The following is a 14818-nucleotide window of genomic DNA, read 5'->3' as shown; positions in this document are numbered from 1 at the left end:
ATAACTGTTGATGACTGAAAATGAGGAGAGTGAAATATATAGAAATTACAAAGTAGTGTTACAAATAACGTTGGATGTGAACATAAAAACAAATGTCTACCAGAAAACTACTATTCAAATTTGCTAAACCCTATCCCGGCTGGATTTTACTAACAGTATTATTGGGATTTTCTGGAGCTTTATTTAATGGTGTCAGTACAACTTTAATTGTACCGATTATCTTAAAGATAGTGGGGCAAGAAATAGATTTAAGTAATGCTCCGCCGATTCTCAAATCAATTATGGTTCCCTTTGACAGCGTACAAGAGAACTATCGCATATTTGTCATGTCATTGGCGATTATTGCACTGATTAGTTTAAAAAATTTAGCCTCTTATGCGAGTGCTTTAACCTCTAGTTCTTTTACCAGAAAGTTAACTTCGGACATCCGGGAAGCCGGATTGCAAGTGCTGTTAGAGGTTGACCTAGACTACTTCGCTAAAATGCGAGTTGGAGACTTATTAAATAGTCTAGGTGGGGAAATGGGGCGGGCTGCTGCTTCAATTAGCAATGTTATTAAATTAATTATTACTGTTATCACAATTTTTGTATTTATTGGACTGCTGTTATCAATTTCGTGGCAGTTAACTATTGCATCTACTATATTGTTATCTTTTGTGACTTTGATTAACCAGTATGCTATTGTCCGGGCGAAGAAGTTCGGACAGATGCTCAGTGAAATGTCTAGGGTGTATTCAATTGCTGTATTAGAGACATTGAACGGTATTCGGTTAGTCAAAGCTACAGGTAATGAAGAAAAAGAATTTAATAGAATTAGACAACTAATTCGCGATCGCGAACAAGCAGATTATGACTCTCAAGCTAATTCCCAAGTGATTGCACCACTCAGTGAAGTCATGGGAATTACCGCTTTGTTGCTGATTGTATTTTTAAGCAGAGTTCTCTTTGCCGATCAAGTCAATGCTTTATCAGCAGTGCTACTGACTTATTTATTAGTCTTGCTGCGGTTGTTACCACTAGTATCTCAGTTGAATGGTATTCGCAATAGTTTTGCTAATAGCGCGCCTAGTGTCAATATCGTCTCAGAATTTTTACGTCGTGACGACAAGCCATTTATGACTAGTGGTGATGTCATCTATGAAAAACTAGAGAAGGGGATACACTTTAACTCTTTGTCCTTTAACTATCCAGGACATGACAAGTTAGTTTTAAAAGATGTCAGTTTATTCTTACCCCGTGGGACAACCTTAGCGTTAGTGGGGGGTTCTGGTGCGGGTAAATCCACCTTAGCAGATTTATTGCCCAGATTTTATGATCCCATTTCTGGCAGTATTACAGTTGACGGCAGAGATTTGCGTGAATTTGATGTCAAGTCTTGGCGCAAGCGTATGGGTATTGTGAGCCAAGACACTTTTTTGTTTAATGAATCAGTCAGACACAATATCGCCTACGGAAGACAAGACGCTAGAGAGGAAGACATCATTGCAGCTACCAAACGAGCCAATGCTTACGAGTTTATCAGTAAGTTACCCCAGGGCTTTGATACGATGATTGGCGATCGCGGTGTGATGTTATCTGGGGGACAAAGACAAAGACTAGCAATTGCACGCGCCTTATTGCAAAATCCAGAAATCCTGATTCTCGATGAAGCCACCAGTGCTTTAGATACCGTATCTGAACGTTTAGTACAAGCTGCATTAGATGATTTAAGCCGCGATCGTACTACCTTAGTGATTGCTCACCGTCTCTCTACGGTACAAAACGCTGATCAAATTGCAGTCTTAGATCAAGGACAGGTAGTAGAAGTAGGAACCCATGAACAACTCCTGCAAAAAGGCGGCTACTATGCGCGCCTTTATTCTATGCAGTTTAGCAATGTTCCTGAAACTAGCAACTACAGCAATCAAAGCTTATTGCGAATTTCCCATGAACTGCGGAATAAGTTGAACTCCATGATAGGTGTACTGCACTTATTACTAGACGAAATGACGGAAAATAATCAAGAAGACCAAGCATTAATTGAAGATTCCTATAAATCTACCTTTAAAATCCTCAATACTCTAGAAATCTTCGAGGATATAGTCCAACAACAAAATCATTATCTAGGCAACGCCTCATCCCACAATCAAGATGATCATGTGCAGATGGGAAATTTACAGAAAATACAAGAACTGAATCTCAAATTTAACACCTTACTAGTATCACTGCGATCGCTTACAGAAAATTATCTAGAAGCGCAACAAAATCGTTATCAAACACTCAACGAAGCTCTGCACTTAGGGATGAATCTACTGAGTTTCTTAGAAAACTTTGAAAATAAAATACATGATAATTAACCCTAAGAATTACTATGAAAAATAAATATCTATTTTTTAGTAGAACCATATCACTCAAGCCAGATACAGCACACGAAATACATGATGTGCTTTGTGCTAACGCCGCCGCCAATCTTGGGTATGATACAGCTTTAGTCTATCCAGATACTCAACGCGGTAAATTCAATCCTGGGGAACTATTTTCGCCTTTTCATCTCAGACACCCAGAGCAAGATTTTGTAGAATTTTACGATGTCCAAGAAAAGTTAAAAATTGCTACATTACCCATGCCTTGGCCAATTGATTGTGTTGGGGGAAAATTTACCGCTAGCATGACAGTATTGACGCGTTATTACTTGCCATTTCATTTACTACCACAAACAAAAATTGTTCATACCAGAGATTGGAACTTTGCCAAAGCCGCAGTAAAAAACCAGATTCCCACCATTTACGAACGACATTACTTCCAATCAGAAAAATTCCCAGCAGAAATTGTCCATAGTCCGTTTTTTCAAATTGCTATTACCCAATCAGAACCGATTAGACAAAGCCTCATTGAATATGGTATGCCGCCAGAAAAAGTAGTCTGGCTGCATAATGGCTTTGATCAATCTTTCTTACTTAGACAACCACAACAAGCCGAAGAATGGCGCGAACAGCTACTAGAAAATGAACGACAACAGCTTGTAGTTTATTCAGGAGCTTTATATCCTTTTAAGGGGATTGATGTTTTAATAGATGCTGCCAAAGAATTACCACATATTCAGTTTGCGATTACAGGAGGGAAAGAAGAGCAAGTTACAGCGTATCAACAACTAGCCAAAGAAAAACAAGTAGATAATGTTAAGTTTCTAGGCTGGATATTACCCAGACAAAGATTAGTAAGTTTATTTCAAGCTGCGGATATTTTAGTTCATCCACACTGTTCCGGTAAGTCTGCTGACTTCACAAATCCTGTGAAATTTTTTCAATACATGGCTTCAGGAACACCCATAGTCATCACAGAAATCACGCCTTTAATGCCATTTAAAGATATGCCTTTATCGGCCGTGTGGTGCGAACCTGATCATCCTCAAAAACTCGCCCAAGCAATCCAAAAAGCCTTAGAAATTTATCCCAGAAAAATATCAGGTTATCTTAATAATATTGAATTAGCTCATCAATTTTCTTGGGAAAATCGAGCCGAAAAAATCCTGAGTTATGTAGAAGAACCTTTACGTCCTGTCATGACAATTTAGAAAAATTCCCCGTTCCCTATTCAATATCAAGCGAATGAATATAAAAACTTTTGGGATGATTAGTAGCTATCGCAATCTTGAGCAAAGAGGTGATTGGCTATGGCAACAAACTCCACATCAATTTGGTCTTTGGGGCAATATTAAAATGCAAGCATTGGCACCCCAACCAGACTTTTTGTTGATGTATCAATATGATTTTCCAAGGAAACCTCAGCCTCAATCTTTAATAGATAAGTTACGCAAAAAACTACAGAAACCAACAGTTGACGTTAGTTCACGCTTAAGAGGAGTTCCTAAAGAAAGAATTATCTATCTTTTGCGCGAACCTCCTTTAGAAGAAGTTGTCGAGAAAAATAAACACTATTACCAAGTAGCTACTAAATACTGTGGCTATATTTCTGGCCCCGATGATTTTGCACCTGTGCCTGATTATATGCCGGCAATTTGGTATCATAACAACTCATTTCAAGAATTAAACGAAATGCCAGTACCCGAAAAAGTCGCGCCTTGCAGTTGGATTACTTCTGGCATTAATCGCACTGCTAATCATCGGCAAAGATTACAATTTCTAGAATCACTACAAAATCATCAAATTAAGTTTGATTTGTACGGACGCAATTTACCTGTTTCTGCCAAATCAATGGGTGAATTGGGTAATAAGTGGCATGGTATGGCTCCATACTATTACAACTTATCCATTGAAAATTATGCTGAAAATAGTTGGTATGTCAGCGAAAAATTATGGGATGCTTTATTGGCTTGGTGTTTGCCAATTTATTACGGAGGGCCAGCCGCCGACAAATTGTTACCTCCAGGCAGTTTTTTACGCTTACCTAGTTTAGATGAAAAAGGTATTGCCTACATTCAAGAAGTGACTGCTACTCCTGATGCTTGGTATGCAGCTAAGGATGCGATCGCAGAAGCTAGACAAATTATCTTACATAAGCTGAATTTACTTAATTGGTTGTCAGAATTTGTCACTAAATTCTCATAGGAAAGGAGTAATTCTATGGATGGGATTTGTACCCTTGCTAATGACCGAGTTTACGACCAATTAATTGCTTTACTCAATAGTATAGAGGCAATTTATGGGCGGCCGATGCCTGTTTGTGTCTATCCTTATGACGATAATACAACTCAAATTGCTGCCGAAATTGCCCGTCGTCCTCATGTGCAACTATACAATAATCAAGACTCTATTCGGCAATGGGATGAATTTGTGCGCCGTGTTTGGGATACTCACCCCACAGCGCAAGCTAATTGGCAAAAAGTTAATGGTGATAAATATTATCGAGTCGGGACTCATCGTCGTTACTGCGCTTTTGATGGGCCGTTTGATAGATTTGTCTATATGGACGCAGACACCTTACTGATGAGTCCCTTAGATGAAATTTTTGCTAGTTTAGATAAATATGACTGGGTAGTTTATGATTTCCAGTATAAAGATTTATCTCATGTTTATGATTTATCTTCTCCTAAATTAGCAGAAATATTTACTAACGCAGAATTAGAAGCCAAGGCATTTTGTTCCGGTTTTTATGCTTCTAAAAAAGGTGTATTTAACCCCCAAAATCAAGAAGTAATCTTAGAAAGGCTGCGTCAGGGAGAAGCAGAAATATTATATCCAATGGCTCCTGATCAAACAGTCTTAAATTATATGGTTATGCGCTCAGGAATTTCTCACTGTAATCTGAGTCACGAGCTAGCTGAAGAGCAGAAAACAGGCTGTTGTGTCACCTCTACTCATTTTACCAGTCAAAATAATATCCTGTATGACCAAGGTAAGCGATTAACTTATTTGCATTATATTGGGGTCAAATCCCGATTTTTTGAGCAATTGTGTGCTGGAAACAATGTTGATTTTCCTTACCGTGATGAGTTCTTACATTACCGCTATTTGCATGAGCCAAATCATCGGCCAAAATTTACTACTAAGCCCAAAGCCTACAACGCTCCGCCCAGCTTAGGCACAAAAATTTTACGGAAATTAGGATTAAAAAATTGAGGTTAAGATGATGAACCAGGGAATTTATATCATTGCAAATGACAAGGTGATAGATCAGGCGATCGCACTCCTCAATAGTATCCGATTGCATGACCAAGATACACCTGTCATCATGATTCCTTATGATGATAACTACCATCAAATAGCAGAATTGCTCAATCAACATTATGGTGTACAACTCTATGCAGACTTAGATTTCATCGACCGTTTGTCACGCAAATTACATGAACTATTTGGCAATCAATTTTTTGCTCGTCCCAACCAATTCCGTAAACAGGCTTGTTGGTTTGGCCCTTTTGATGAATTCTTGTATATTGATACAGATATTGTTGTTTTTGAAAAAATAATTAATAATCTCGATTATTTAGCTGAATCTGATTTTATTTGTTGTGATTATCAACATTTAGGTGGCATTAAAAACGTTTTTACATCTAAAGTATTAGAAGAAAAAGTTTTTACTGAAACAGAAGTTCAAGACATTTTTAACGGTGGTTTTTGGGGTGCCAGAAAAAATATCATTTCCGAAGACGATTTGTATACAACTTTTAGTGAATGTGCGGCTCATCCAGAGTATTTTGATTTTTCCGAAAAGACTTCTGACCAACCAATTATCAATTATATGTTGCTCAAGCGAATTCCTCACCGATTTAATATTGTTCGTAGACCAGGTAAAGCACCTGGTAATTGGGGGGGTTCGCCGCAATTTCAAACTCAAGGAAATATCTTATTTGATCCTACAGTTAATCAACCTTTGCAATATCTCCATTGGGCAGGGATTCGCATTCAACCAGGTTGTCCCTACTGGGAAATTTGGGAACACTACCGCAATCTCAATTCTGCGTTACCTGCGGCTAATATACCTGCGCCAGTTAAACCAAATCAGTGGCAAAAAACACTTAACAATATTAAACAGCAGTTACGCAAACTCAAAATTTAACAACTTCGTTGGCATCATACCAATTTTAGATTAAAAGCCTAGATTCATAGACTATTCCAGAATCTCGAAATAATAAATTTTTACTTTTCCTTGGGAGTGCTTAAGGGTATACACTTAAGCACTCTCATCTTTTTTGAAGCAAGGCATACACGCTATTGTGCATAAACTCGCAGTTTCATCAGTTAATCATTAAGATTAGTCATACTATCAGTGAAAATACAGTAAATTTATGTCTACTTGCGGTTGATAAGTATCAATATATTGTAATCTTATGTTTAAGGCATTCTGGGACATCTGTAAACATACTGTCAGTTGAATCCACTAGCAAGACTGGAAAGGCATTGAAGTGTATAGCCATAAGGAATATTTATGACTTACGAACAACAAGATTACTGCTTCTGCACATTAGCTTTACGGAAAAAATATCGTCAGTTAACGCAACAATTAGCTAGTGAATTGGCAAAATATGCACCAGGAAAAATGTTCGTAGTCTTAACAGACCAGCCAGCAGAGTTTAAAGATTATGCCAATGTATTAGCTTTTAAACATAACCAGCGCGGAATTTTGCATTGTTATCACGATAAAAGTTTGGTTATGGAATTAGCTTTGGCAAAATTTCCGGCCGCCATATATATTGATGCAGATACGACGATACTGTCTCCTTTACCTGATAATCTCCACTGGAAACCAGGTATTACGGCAGGTCATTGCGAGAACTTAGTGGCTCATGTGACAAGATACACCCCTGAAAGATTACCACATATTCGCAAAGTAGCAGCACATTTAGATATCACATTGGAAGATGCACCATATATTGGTGAGTCTTTATTTATGATTGCGAGGGACGAAGGTAGAGAAATCGCATATCTCAAATACTGGGCAAAGATTGGTAGATATCTAGAGTTGCGTGGTATTCATGCTGGTTCAGGTAATGCAATGGGATTAGCAGCAGCTAAAGTTGGTTGGGATGTGTCTAGAGAAGGTTGGTCAGAAGTCAGAAATGTCACGAAACATTTAGATGCTTCCTACACTAACAAACAAAGTGTATGGGATTTGTGGAAAAGAAAACTTGGCTATCACTACCGTTTAAATAAAGCTAGGCTAACAGCTTTAACAGATTTTCAATTCTTCTATAGATAGAACAACTAATTTTGGATTTTGAATTTTAGACTGACTGTACCCATAAAGGGATTAAGCAAGTTTTAGATTTTAGATTTTGAAATTTAAAATCTCAAATTCGGAGAGTCAAAGTCTTACATCTAAATTTCCCTGATTTATCTTGACTCAGTGCAAGAGAGCTTTGCCAACTTTAACTAAACTAAATACTGAACAATGGTAACATCAGCAAAAGATTTTTGTTTCTGTACCTTAGCCCTTGGTAGTAAATACCGTGGTTTGGCGAAAGAACTCGCAGTCGGACTAGAGTTGCATTTCCCTGGAACTATATTGTTAGTTTATACCGACCAGCCGCAAGATTTGAGCGATCGCCATAATATTATTGCTGTCAAGCACCGTCAACAAGGTATTCGCTATTGCTACAATGACAAGCGTTTTGTTATCGGCGAAGCCCTATCTAAATATCATTCTGTCATCTGGGTAGACGCAGATACCAAAATTGTGGCTGGTATTCCTAGTGATATTCAATGGTCTCCTGGTATTACATCAGGAAATTTTCTCCCGATTTTTGAGCATAGCAGAAACAAGAAAGTGCCGAAAAGACTGGAATTAATCACGAAATTAGGCACAAAATTAGGTGTGGAAACCGAGAATGTCAAGTATGTACATGAGGATTTGTTCATCATCACTAGAGATGGAGGAAAAGAGCAAGAATTTATTCAGCAATGGGGAATTATCGCTAAATATTTTGAATTAAACGGTGTCCATCAAGGTGAGGGAAATTCCATCGGTTTAGCTGCATCTAAAGTGGGTTGGAGTGTCAATAGCCATAACTATGAGATAGTCAAAAAGGCTTTACAACACACATATGCTTCTCGTGAAAAGGATTCCAGAAAATTTTGGGACAAGTTAAAAGACCCCAAAGCCATTAGCGAAAAAATTCAACGTCAACTCAGTTATTACTATCGTCTTAACTTAGCACGGTTACTCACACTGAGAAATTTTGACTTTTACTATAGATAAATCCGGGGTCTTGTTTCCACTGTTCTTCTTAACTGAGAGGATGTCTGAAAGTTATTAAATATTTATCTCAATCCCCAGCTGCAAGCAAGGGCTATTTTTTAGATATAGAAGGTTTTCCTAATTCACATCAGGGGGAACTTTTGACTAAACATGGGCGTATGCTAATTCCTTCGCAATGGCAATTGTTAGCAAATTGAGATTAATAGGTTTTACAAAATAATCACACGCACCTAGTTTAATGGCTTTTTCTTTATCAATTTCAAAAGCAAATCCTGAAACAACAATTATGGGTATGCTATGGCAGCTAGGGTGTTGTTTAACCTGTTGTAGTAAATAATATCCATCAATATCTGGCAATTTTAAATCTAGTAAAATCAAATCAGGCTTAAAATTTTTAATATTGAAAATAAAATTTTCACCATCTGGCAAACTTAAAACATTGTATCCACAATATTTTAAGTAATCACTCAATAACATTCTATTTATCTTATCATCTTCAACAATAAGGATACGGTTGAGTGTTTGGCAACAATTATTGTGAGGTTGTAACAACGAATTATTGAACATTATTCATATTTATTGATAATAAAGTTTTGTATCAATCTCAAGTTGTAAAAACAACTGAGACAATATATTAAATGAGCAGAATCAGAGTCAGATCATATTTCAAGCTGCTAATCCAGAAAATTTAGTTATCAGATTCAGTGTAAATCTTGTTTTTATCCTGTTAGTAGAGGGGTGTGACCCCCACTAGGGTCTTTTTGCTGTAATGTTAAATTTTATTTAAACTTTCCATAAAATAAACAGGGTTTTTACACAATACTCAATTGAATTATTGCGGGCGGGATTCATCGGTAGTTTTTAGCTATAACTCCTGACATTATTCTCTTTTTGTAAAAAGTTATCTGTTACCTATTGGAGACATCAACTCTAGTAATCAAAGCGAATTTTTAATACAGGAATCCTATTGTATTTTTGAAAAAACTCAGTACAGTTTTTTATTCCCTGTTCCCCATTAACAGTTCCCTAGCTTCATGAGTGATTGCTATGGTATTAGTATTTATTTTTTGATGACTTGATTCAAAAACAGAGTACATATACTTAAGTAATTAATTATGATCATACAGAAAAATGTTGATTACAAATAATAAAATTCAGTGAAATTAAAAAAAAGGAGCTATAAGCCCCTTTTCCTGCATTAATGAATGAAATTACAATTTTTAGCTTTAATTAAACGCTTTTTTTAAACTTGCGCTGTGCGGTGAACATACCAGCTACACCCAAAAGACCAAGCACAATAGAAGGTTCTGGAACTGCTTGAGATGTTTTGATGGGAACTAAACCTTCAAAATTCACTTCATAGTTACCACTGTGTGAGATACCGTCGGATTTCTCAGTTAAACCGGATTTGGTAGCAGAAAAGCTAAATAGATAATCCGTTTTACCGTTATAGGTATACTTCACAATTTCGCTAGCTTGTATTGTTTTACCAGATAACAGTGTTTGTAGGTTGCTGGGGACAACAGGGAATAATAGATTGGTGGCATTATAGTGACCTGCTAGACCAATGCTAATTTCACCAGTTGAATCATTTTGGTTAACATAGGATATATTAGGGTCGCTAAATCTTTGGAAGCCTTTGTTGGCTACAAAACTGTTATATAATGTAGCTTTAGTTGGAGTATTTAAGCTGCCGAAACCGTTCTTATCTAAAGCTAGATTAAACCAATGTTCAGCGAAAGTTTTACCTGTATCTTTGTAAAGACTAGTCCAGTCAGAAGCGGTTAAACTACTGAGTGTTATGGTTTCACCACCGATTGTTCCTGACAAGGTGGTATTTCGTGTAAAGTCATTAGCTGTAAAAGTCGATTGTTCGGTGCTGGCTCTTAACTCTACGTTACCAGTAGGGCTAGCAGCATTACCTTCTAAAATTTTTGTGATATCTGCTGTTTTCTTGTCTACGGACACAGTGTTTGTACCGTTAACGTCGTAGACCCAGTAATCAGTATCTGCTGTACCGCCGATGGTAACACCAGTTAAGTTACCTGCTTGGGCGGGAGAAGTGGCGATCGCACCTACACCCATAGCTACTGCACTACCAATCACAATAGCGTGAATAGTTTTCTTCATTACTCCAATTTTCCTTGATTTACTAGTGTTTTTGTATTAATGCGGCTTTATAGATGCAGAGAAGTTGCGATCGTTATTTTGAGTAACACAATCAACCAATCAAGTCTAAGTAATCATCAACCCTAATGGGGTAAAGTTAAGACTGATTGCGAATAAATTAATGATGAATAATTCGTTAACTAATGATGAATATTACTAGTGATTCTCCCTGTAGAGTCATTACGGAAAAAAACAACAGAAATCAAATTTTAACTATTCATATAGGAATCGTACTTGAATCTTGCTAAGTATACTGAGAAACAAACCTTTGTATGGCAAGCCTCTAGCTAATTCAGTTTTTCAGAAATCAAATATGAGTCCTATAGGGTGATGTCTAGGTTAAAATCGCGCCACCCATTAAGCGTTCATACCGATACTTCAATTCGGCTTTCATTAAAGGCCAACGCTCTAAACTAGTATCCAGTTCTATAACTTTTTCGGCTGCTTGTCTGGCTAATATTAATACTTCTTCGTCTTCTACCAAACTAGCTAATGTAAAATCAGGCACACCAGATTGGCGAGTCCCTAATACTTCTCCCGGCCCGCGAAACCGCATATCCATTTCGGAGATGAAGAAGCCGTCTTGAGACTGTTCCAATACTTTTAGTCTTTGTTGAGCATCGGGACTTCTGGAACTACTCATCAATAAACAGTAGGATTTTGCTGCACCTCTTCCTACTCTTCCCCGCAGTTGGTGTAGTTGTGATAAACCAAAACGCTCCGCATTTTCAATGAGCATAACTGTAGCATTAGGTACGTCTACACCAACTTCTACGACGGTGGTAGAAACTAAAATCTGCGTTTTATTATCTCGAAATTTGGTAATGGCTTCGTCTTTTTCTGCTGAACTCATACGCCCATGCAGCAAACCGACTTGAAATTCTGGAAACACCGTTTCTTTAAGCTTTTGGTGTTCTTCTACAGCTGATCGCAAGTCTAGTTTCTCTGATTCTTCTACCAAAGGCAATACTACATAAACTTGCCGACCTTGGGCAATTTCTCGACGCATTAAGTCATAAGCAAAGGTGCGTTGCTGACTGATTAAGGCTGTAGTTTGAATGGCTTGTCGTCCTGGTGGTAACTCATCAATCTGGCTGACATCCAAATCCCCATGTATAGTTAATGCCAAGGTGCGGGGAATGGGGGTGGCAGTCATGGTTAATACATGGGGTTGTTCACCTTTTTGTTGTAGCAACGCCCTTTGTTTGACTCCAAACCGGTGCTGTTCATCAATTACCACTAACCCCAATCGGCGAAAATTTACGGTGTCTTGAATTAAGGCGTGAGTTCCCACCAATAAAGGTAATTCACCGGTGATTAATTGGGAGTGAATTTCCCGCCGTTTGGCGGTTTTGGTTGAACCCGTAAGTAACTCCACGGGTAAATGTAACAAGTTAAACCAGCTAACTAGTTTACGGTAATGCTGCTCGGCTAAAACTTCTGTCGGAGCCATTAATGCAGCTTGATAACCAGATTGAATGGCAGCTAAAATTGCTACCACTGCCACAACAGTTTTACCTGAACCCACATCACCCTGTACTAACCGATTCATTGGTGAGGTTTTTTGCAGGTCGTTGAGAATATCGTTGAGGACTCGTTGTTGTGCGCCTGTTAGTTGAAATGGTAGGACTTGGTAGAATTTTTCGATTAATTCACCTTTGGGTGCAAGAACTGCACTAGTTTGAATGGCTTTAGCTTGTTGTTGGCGTTGTAGTAAACCCAGTTGCAGATAGAAAAACTCATCAAATACCAAGCGACGACGGGCAGTTTGCAGACTATCGCTATCGTCAGGAAAATGGATATTAGCGATCGCATCCTTTAATTCCATCAAACCATACTTTTCTCGCAAACCCTTGGGTAAGGGGTCTTTTAATTGCGCCGCCGCAGGTAAAGCTGCAATTACCGCCTGTCGTACCATATTCGCCATCACTCCCTCGGTGAGTGCGTAAATTGGTACTACTCGCCCCATTGTCAGCGATTCAATTGTATCCCCTGGATGTGCCAAAACTTCTAACTCAGGGTTATCTAAAGTCAAACCGTATTTACTACCTTTAACTAACCCACAGGCCGCTACTACACTTCCCACAGGGTAGCGGCGTTTTAAACTTTCTTGCCAAGCACGACTAGTAAACCTCGTACCTGCCCAAAAACGACCAACTTTGATTTGACCCGTATTATCTTTGAGAACTAATTCTAAAATCAATAATTTTTGATTTTTGGGGCTAACAAAGCAGTTACACCGCTTGACTGTCGCCACAATTGTCACCGTTTCACCCCCTTGCAACTCCCGAATATTAACTTGTCGGGCATAGTCAATATGGTCACGGGGATAGTAAAACAGTAAATCACGTACAGTATACAAACCCAAAGCCGCCAACTTATCAGCTTTACGAATACCTATTTCTGGTAAATCGCTGAGTTTTTGGTCAATTTTGGGGGCTAATCTCCGACTAACTTCTGCTACCAGTGGCGCAGAATTGGGAACTTTCGCCTTATAACTCCTCCCTTGCTCTTGAGTCGTTTCCCTACTCCCTTGCTCTCCTTGTTGCAGTTGGTAAAGATATCGCCGTGCTTCCGCTATCAAATGTTGACGTTCTTTGAGTTCCAGATTGGGATAATTAGCAAACTGTGCCGCCATGTCTTGCCAGCGACGACGTTCAGTTGGGGGTAAACTTGTGGGGAATTTCCCAAATGTGAGGCTGAGAAATTCACTGAAGCGATACTGTCTACCCACCAAATCAGTAAAACCGTTTTCGGCTTCCACTGCTAAGGCTTTATGTAAGCGTATCCAATCTGGTTGGTCGTTAGTCATTAGTCATTAGTCATTAGTCATTAGTCAACAGTCAACAGTCAATAGTCGATAGTCAATAGTCACTACTGTGGACTTTGGACTTTGGACTATTGACTAATCTTCATACCAACTCGCACGCCATGCGGCTTCGGCTTCAGCAATTGAGCGTTCTCTTTGCTTCTTTTGATACTCCCTTCCTAGTTTATTCAGTTGTCCTAAGATTTCACGAATTTGTTTGCGATGATTAGCAACTGTTGTGTCAGCAAATTCGATTTCCCCTAAGCGCAAATTAATAGTCATGATTTGAGTTAAACCAGATTTTTCTGTATCTTGCTCGTCGGCAATCTCCAGAACTAAGTTAAGAATGTTGGGTGGCCCCGGCATCATCTCGGCTGAACCTTCTGAAGCGGCTGCGGCTGCGGCTTCTAAAACAGGTTCTGGCAGCTTTTGGGGTAAAATTCCGGCATTTTGTAAGATTAAATTAGCCTCATGGGAAACTTTTCTGAGGGTGTGTTGCATTTGCACTTCTAGATGCTGTTGCCATTTCGCTAATTCGATGGGGTTGGAAGTTTCGACAATATAAGTTTGAGGCGATGAATGTTTAACTGATTCACTCGCTGAAGATGATATCTCAGATGGTATTTCCCCTTCTGTAGTTTCCGTGGAAATTGCTATTTCTTCTACATTTTCCTCATCTTTCTCGTCTTCCTCATCTTCCTGACTCATCAAACTGCTGATTAATATCTCGGCGGCTTTTTGACCTAACTTGCGGATGCTTTGTTGCAGTTGTTGTCGCTGATTTAATGACAACTTCAGAAAGTTTTCTGGATAGCCTTGGGTACACAGGTGGTAACTAGCGAGGATTAATTGTTTTCTTAGTGCTTGACCCAAAGCTGCTAAATAACTAGCATAAGCCATTTGCAGTTCTCTAGCGATCGCCTGAATCGCTTCTTGCAACACAGCAAGTTCTCGTTCAATTCGCTCAATAGCTCTAACCATATCTTCACCCACCTGAGCCTTATATGGTACAAATGTATGTTTATTTAGTAAAGAATCAGTTCTAGATTTTTTAAAATTTTAAATAAAATACAGGTCAGGCAAATAGCTTGACCTGTCTAGAAGATAGTTATGAGTGCTGAGTAACGAGTAAGAAGTAATAAGTAATGAGTAATGAGTAATCTTGTCTTGTTTCAGTATTTATGTACTGTTTTTTTGACATAACAT

11 protein-coding genes are annotated in these 14818 nt (G+C 38.5%); 7 read left to right on the top strand and 4 right to left on the bottom strand.

Going from position 1 to position 14818, the window contains the following annotated elements; all coding sequences use genetic code 11:
- The first annotated feature begins 92 nt into the window (after positions 1-92).
- From ACQFX9_RS10230 to ACQFX9_RS10200, 7 genes are all read left to right on the top strand, one after another.
- Positions 93-2336: an ATP-binding cassette domain-containing protein gene (locus ACQFX9_RS10230; protein ID WP_427161909.1), complete on the top strand. Its 2244-nt coding sequence runs from the start codon at positions 93-95 to the stop codon at positions 2334-2336.
- Positions 2337-2350: 14 nt separating this feature from the next.
- Positions 2351-3553, top strand: coding sequence for a glycosyltransferase (locus ACQFX9_RS10225; RefSeq protein ID WP_427161908.1), 1203 nt, complete (start codon positions 2351-2353; stop codon positions 3551-3553).
- A gap of 34 nt (positions 3554-3587) precedes the next feature.
- Positions 3588-4547, top strand: coding sequence for a glycosyltransferase family 10 domain-containing protein (locus ACQFX9_RS10220; RefSeq protein WP_427161907.1), 960 nt, complete (start codon positions 3588-3590; stop codon positions 4545-4547).
- Between the two features lie 15 nt (positions 4548-4562).
- A complete protein-coding gene (locus ACQFX9_RS10215) occupies positions 4563-5558 on the top strand; it encodes an Npun_R2821/Npun_R2822 family protein (RefSeq protein ID WP_427161906.1) in 996 nt (331 codons plus the stop codon).
- A gap of 10 nt (positions 5559-5568) precedes the next feature.
- Positions 5569-6495 (top strand): Npun_R2821/Npun_R2822 family protein, encoded by a 927-nt coding sequence (locus tag ACQFX9_RS10210; RefSeq protein WP_427162850.1) that lies wholly within the window; start codon positions 5569-5571, stop codon positions 6493-6495.
- Positions 6496-6864: 369 nt separating this feature from the next.
- A complete protein-coding gene (locus ACQFX9_RS10205; RefSeq protein WP_427161905.1) occupies positions 6865-7635 on the top strand; it encodes a hypothetical protein in 771 nt (256 codons plus the stop codon).
- A 192-nt stretch (positions 7636-7827) separates the two neighbouring features.
- Positions 7828-8634, top strand: coding sequence for a hypothetical protein (locus tag ACQFX9_RS10200; protein WP_427161904.1), 807 nt, complete (start codon positions 7828-7830; stop codon positions 8632-8634).
- A 144-nt stretch (positions 8635-8778) separates the two neighbouring features.
- Here ACQFX9_RS10200 and ACQFX9_RS10195 read toward each other — a convergent pair whose 3' ends face one another.
- The 4 genes from ACQFX9_RS10195 to ACQFX9_RS10180 form a co-directional block, all read right to left on the bottom strand.
- The gene (locus ACQFX9_RS10195; RefSeq protein WP_427161903.1) at positions 8779-9201 is read right to left on the bottom strand and encodes a response regulator; all 423 of its coding nucleotides are present in this window, start codon (positions 9199-9201) and stop codon (positions 8779-8781) included.
- A gap of 663 nt (positions 9202-9864) precedes the next feature.
- On the bottom strand, positions 9865-10764 hold the full coding sequence (locus ACQFX9_RS10190; protein WP_427161902.1) for an NF038130 family PEP-CTERM protein: 900 nt from the start codon (positions 10762-10764) through the stop codon (positions 9865-9867).
- A gap of 373 nt (positions 10765-11137) precedes the next feature.
- Entirely contained in the window at positions 11138-13615 is a 2478-nt protein-coding gene (gene recG / locus ACQFX9_RS10185) for an ATP-dependent DNA helicase RecG (RefSeq protein ID WP_427161901.1), read from the bottom strand.
- Positions 13616-13708: 93 nt separating this feature from the next.
- A complete protein-coding gene (locus ACQFX9_RS10180; protein WP_427161900.1) occupies positions 13709-14593 on the bottom strand; it encodes a hypothetical protein in 885 nt (294 codons plus the stop codon).
- Between the last annotated feature and the right edge of the window lie 225 nt (positions 14594-14818).

The organism is Aliinostoc sp. HNIBRCY26, assembly GCF_050235535.1.
Taxonomy (GTDB): Bacteria; Cyanobacteriota; Cyanobacteriia; order Cyanobacteriales; family Nostocaceae; genus Trichormus.
The sequence above is the reverse complement of the archived record's forward strand: the minus strand, read 5'-3'. Positions and strand labels throughout refer to the sequence as shown.

Excerpts from the sequence above, each read along its gene's own strand:
- ACQFX9_RS10230 (WP_427161909.1), top strand. The coding sequence starts at position 93 with ATGTCTACCAGAAAACTACTATTCAAATTTGCTAAACCCTATCCCGGC.
- ACQFX9_RS10205 (WP_427161905.1), top strand. The coding sequence starts at position 6,865 with ATGACTTACGAACAACAAGATTACTGCTTCTGCACATTAGCTTTACGG.
- ACQFX9_RS10195 (WP_427161903.1), bottom strand. The coding sequence starts at position 9,201 with ATGTTCAATAATTCGTTGTTACAACCTCACAATAATTGTTGCCAAACA.
- recG (WP_427161901.1), bottom strand. The coding sequence starts at position 13,615 with ATGACTAACGACCAACCAGATTGGATACGCTTACATAAAGCCTTAGCA.
- ACQFX9_RS10215 (WP_427161906.1), top strand. The coding sequence starts at position 4,563 with ATGGATGGGATTTGTACCCTTGCTAATGACCGAGTTTACGACCAATTA.
- ACQFX9_RS10220 (WP_427161907.1), top strand. The coding sequence starts at position 3,588 with ATGAATATAAAAACTTTTGGGATGATTAGTAGCTATCGCAATCTTGAG.
- ACQFX9_RS10225 (WP_427161908.1), top strand. The coding sequence starts at position 2,351 with ATGAAAAATAAATATCTATTTTTTAGTAGAACCATATCACTCAAGCCA.
- ACQFX9_RS10210 (WP_427162850.1), top strand. The coding sequence starts at position 5,569 with ATGAACCAGGGAATTTATATCATTGCAAATGACAAGGTGATAGATCAG.
- ACQFX9_RS10190 (WP_427161902.1), bottom strand. The coding sequence starts at position 10,764 with ATGAAGAAAACTATTCACGCTATTGTGATTGGTAGTGCAGTAGCTATG.
- ACQFX9_RS10180 (WP_427161900.1), bottom strand. The coding sequence starts at position 14,593 with ATGGTTAGAGCTATTGAGCGAATTGAACGAGAACTTGCTGTGTTGCAA.
- ACQFX9_RS10200 (WP_427161904.1), top strand. The coding sequence starts at position 7,828 with ATGGTAACATCAGCAAAAGATTTTTGTTTCTGTACCTTAGCCCTTGGT.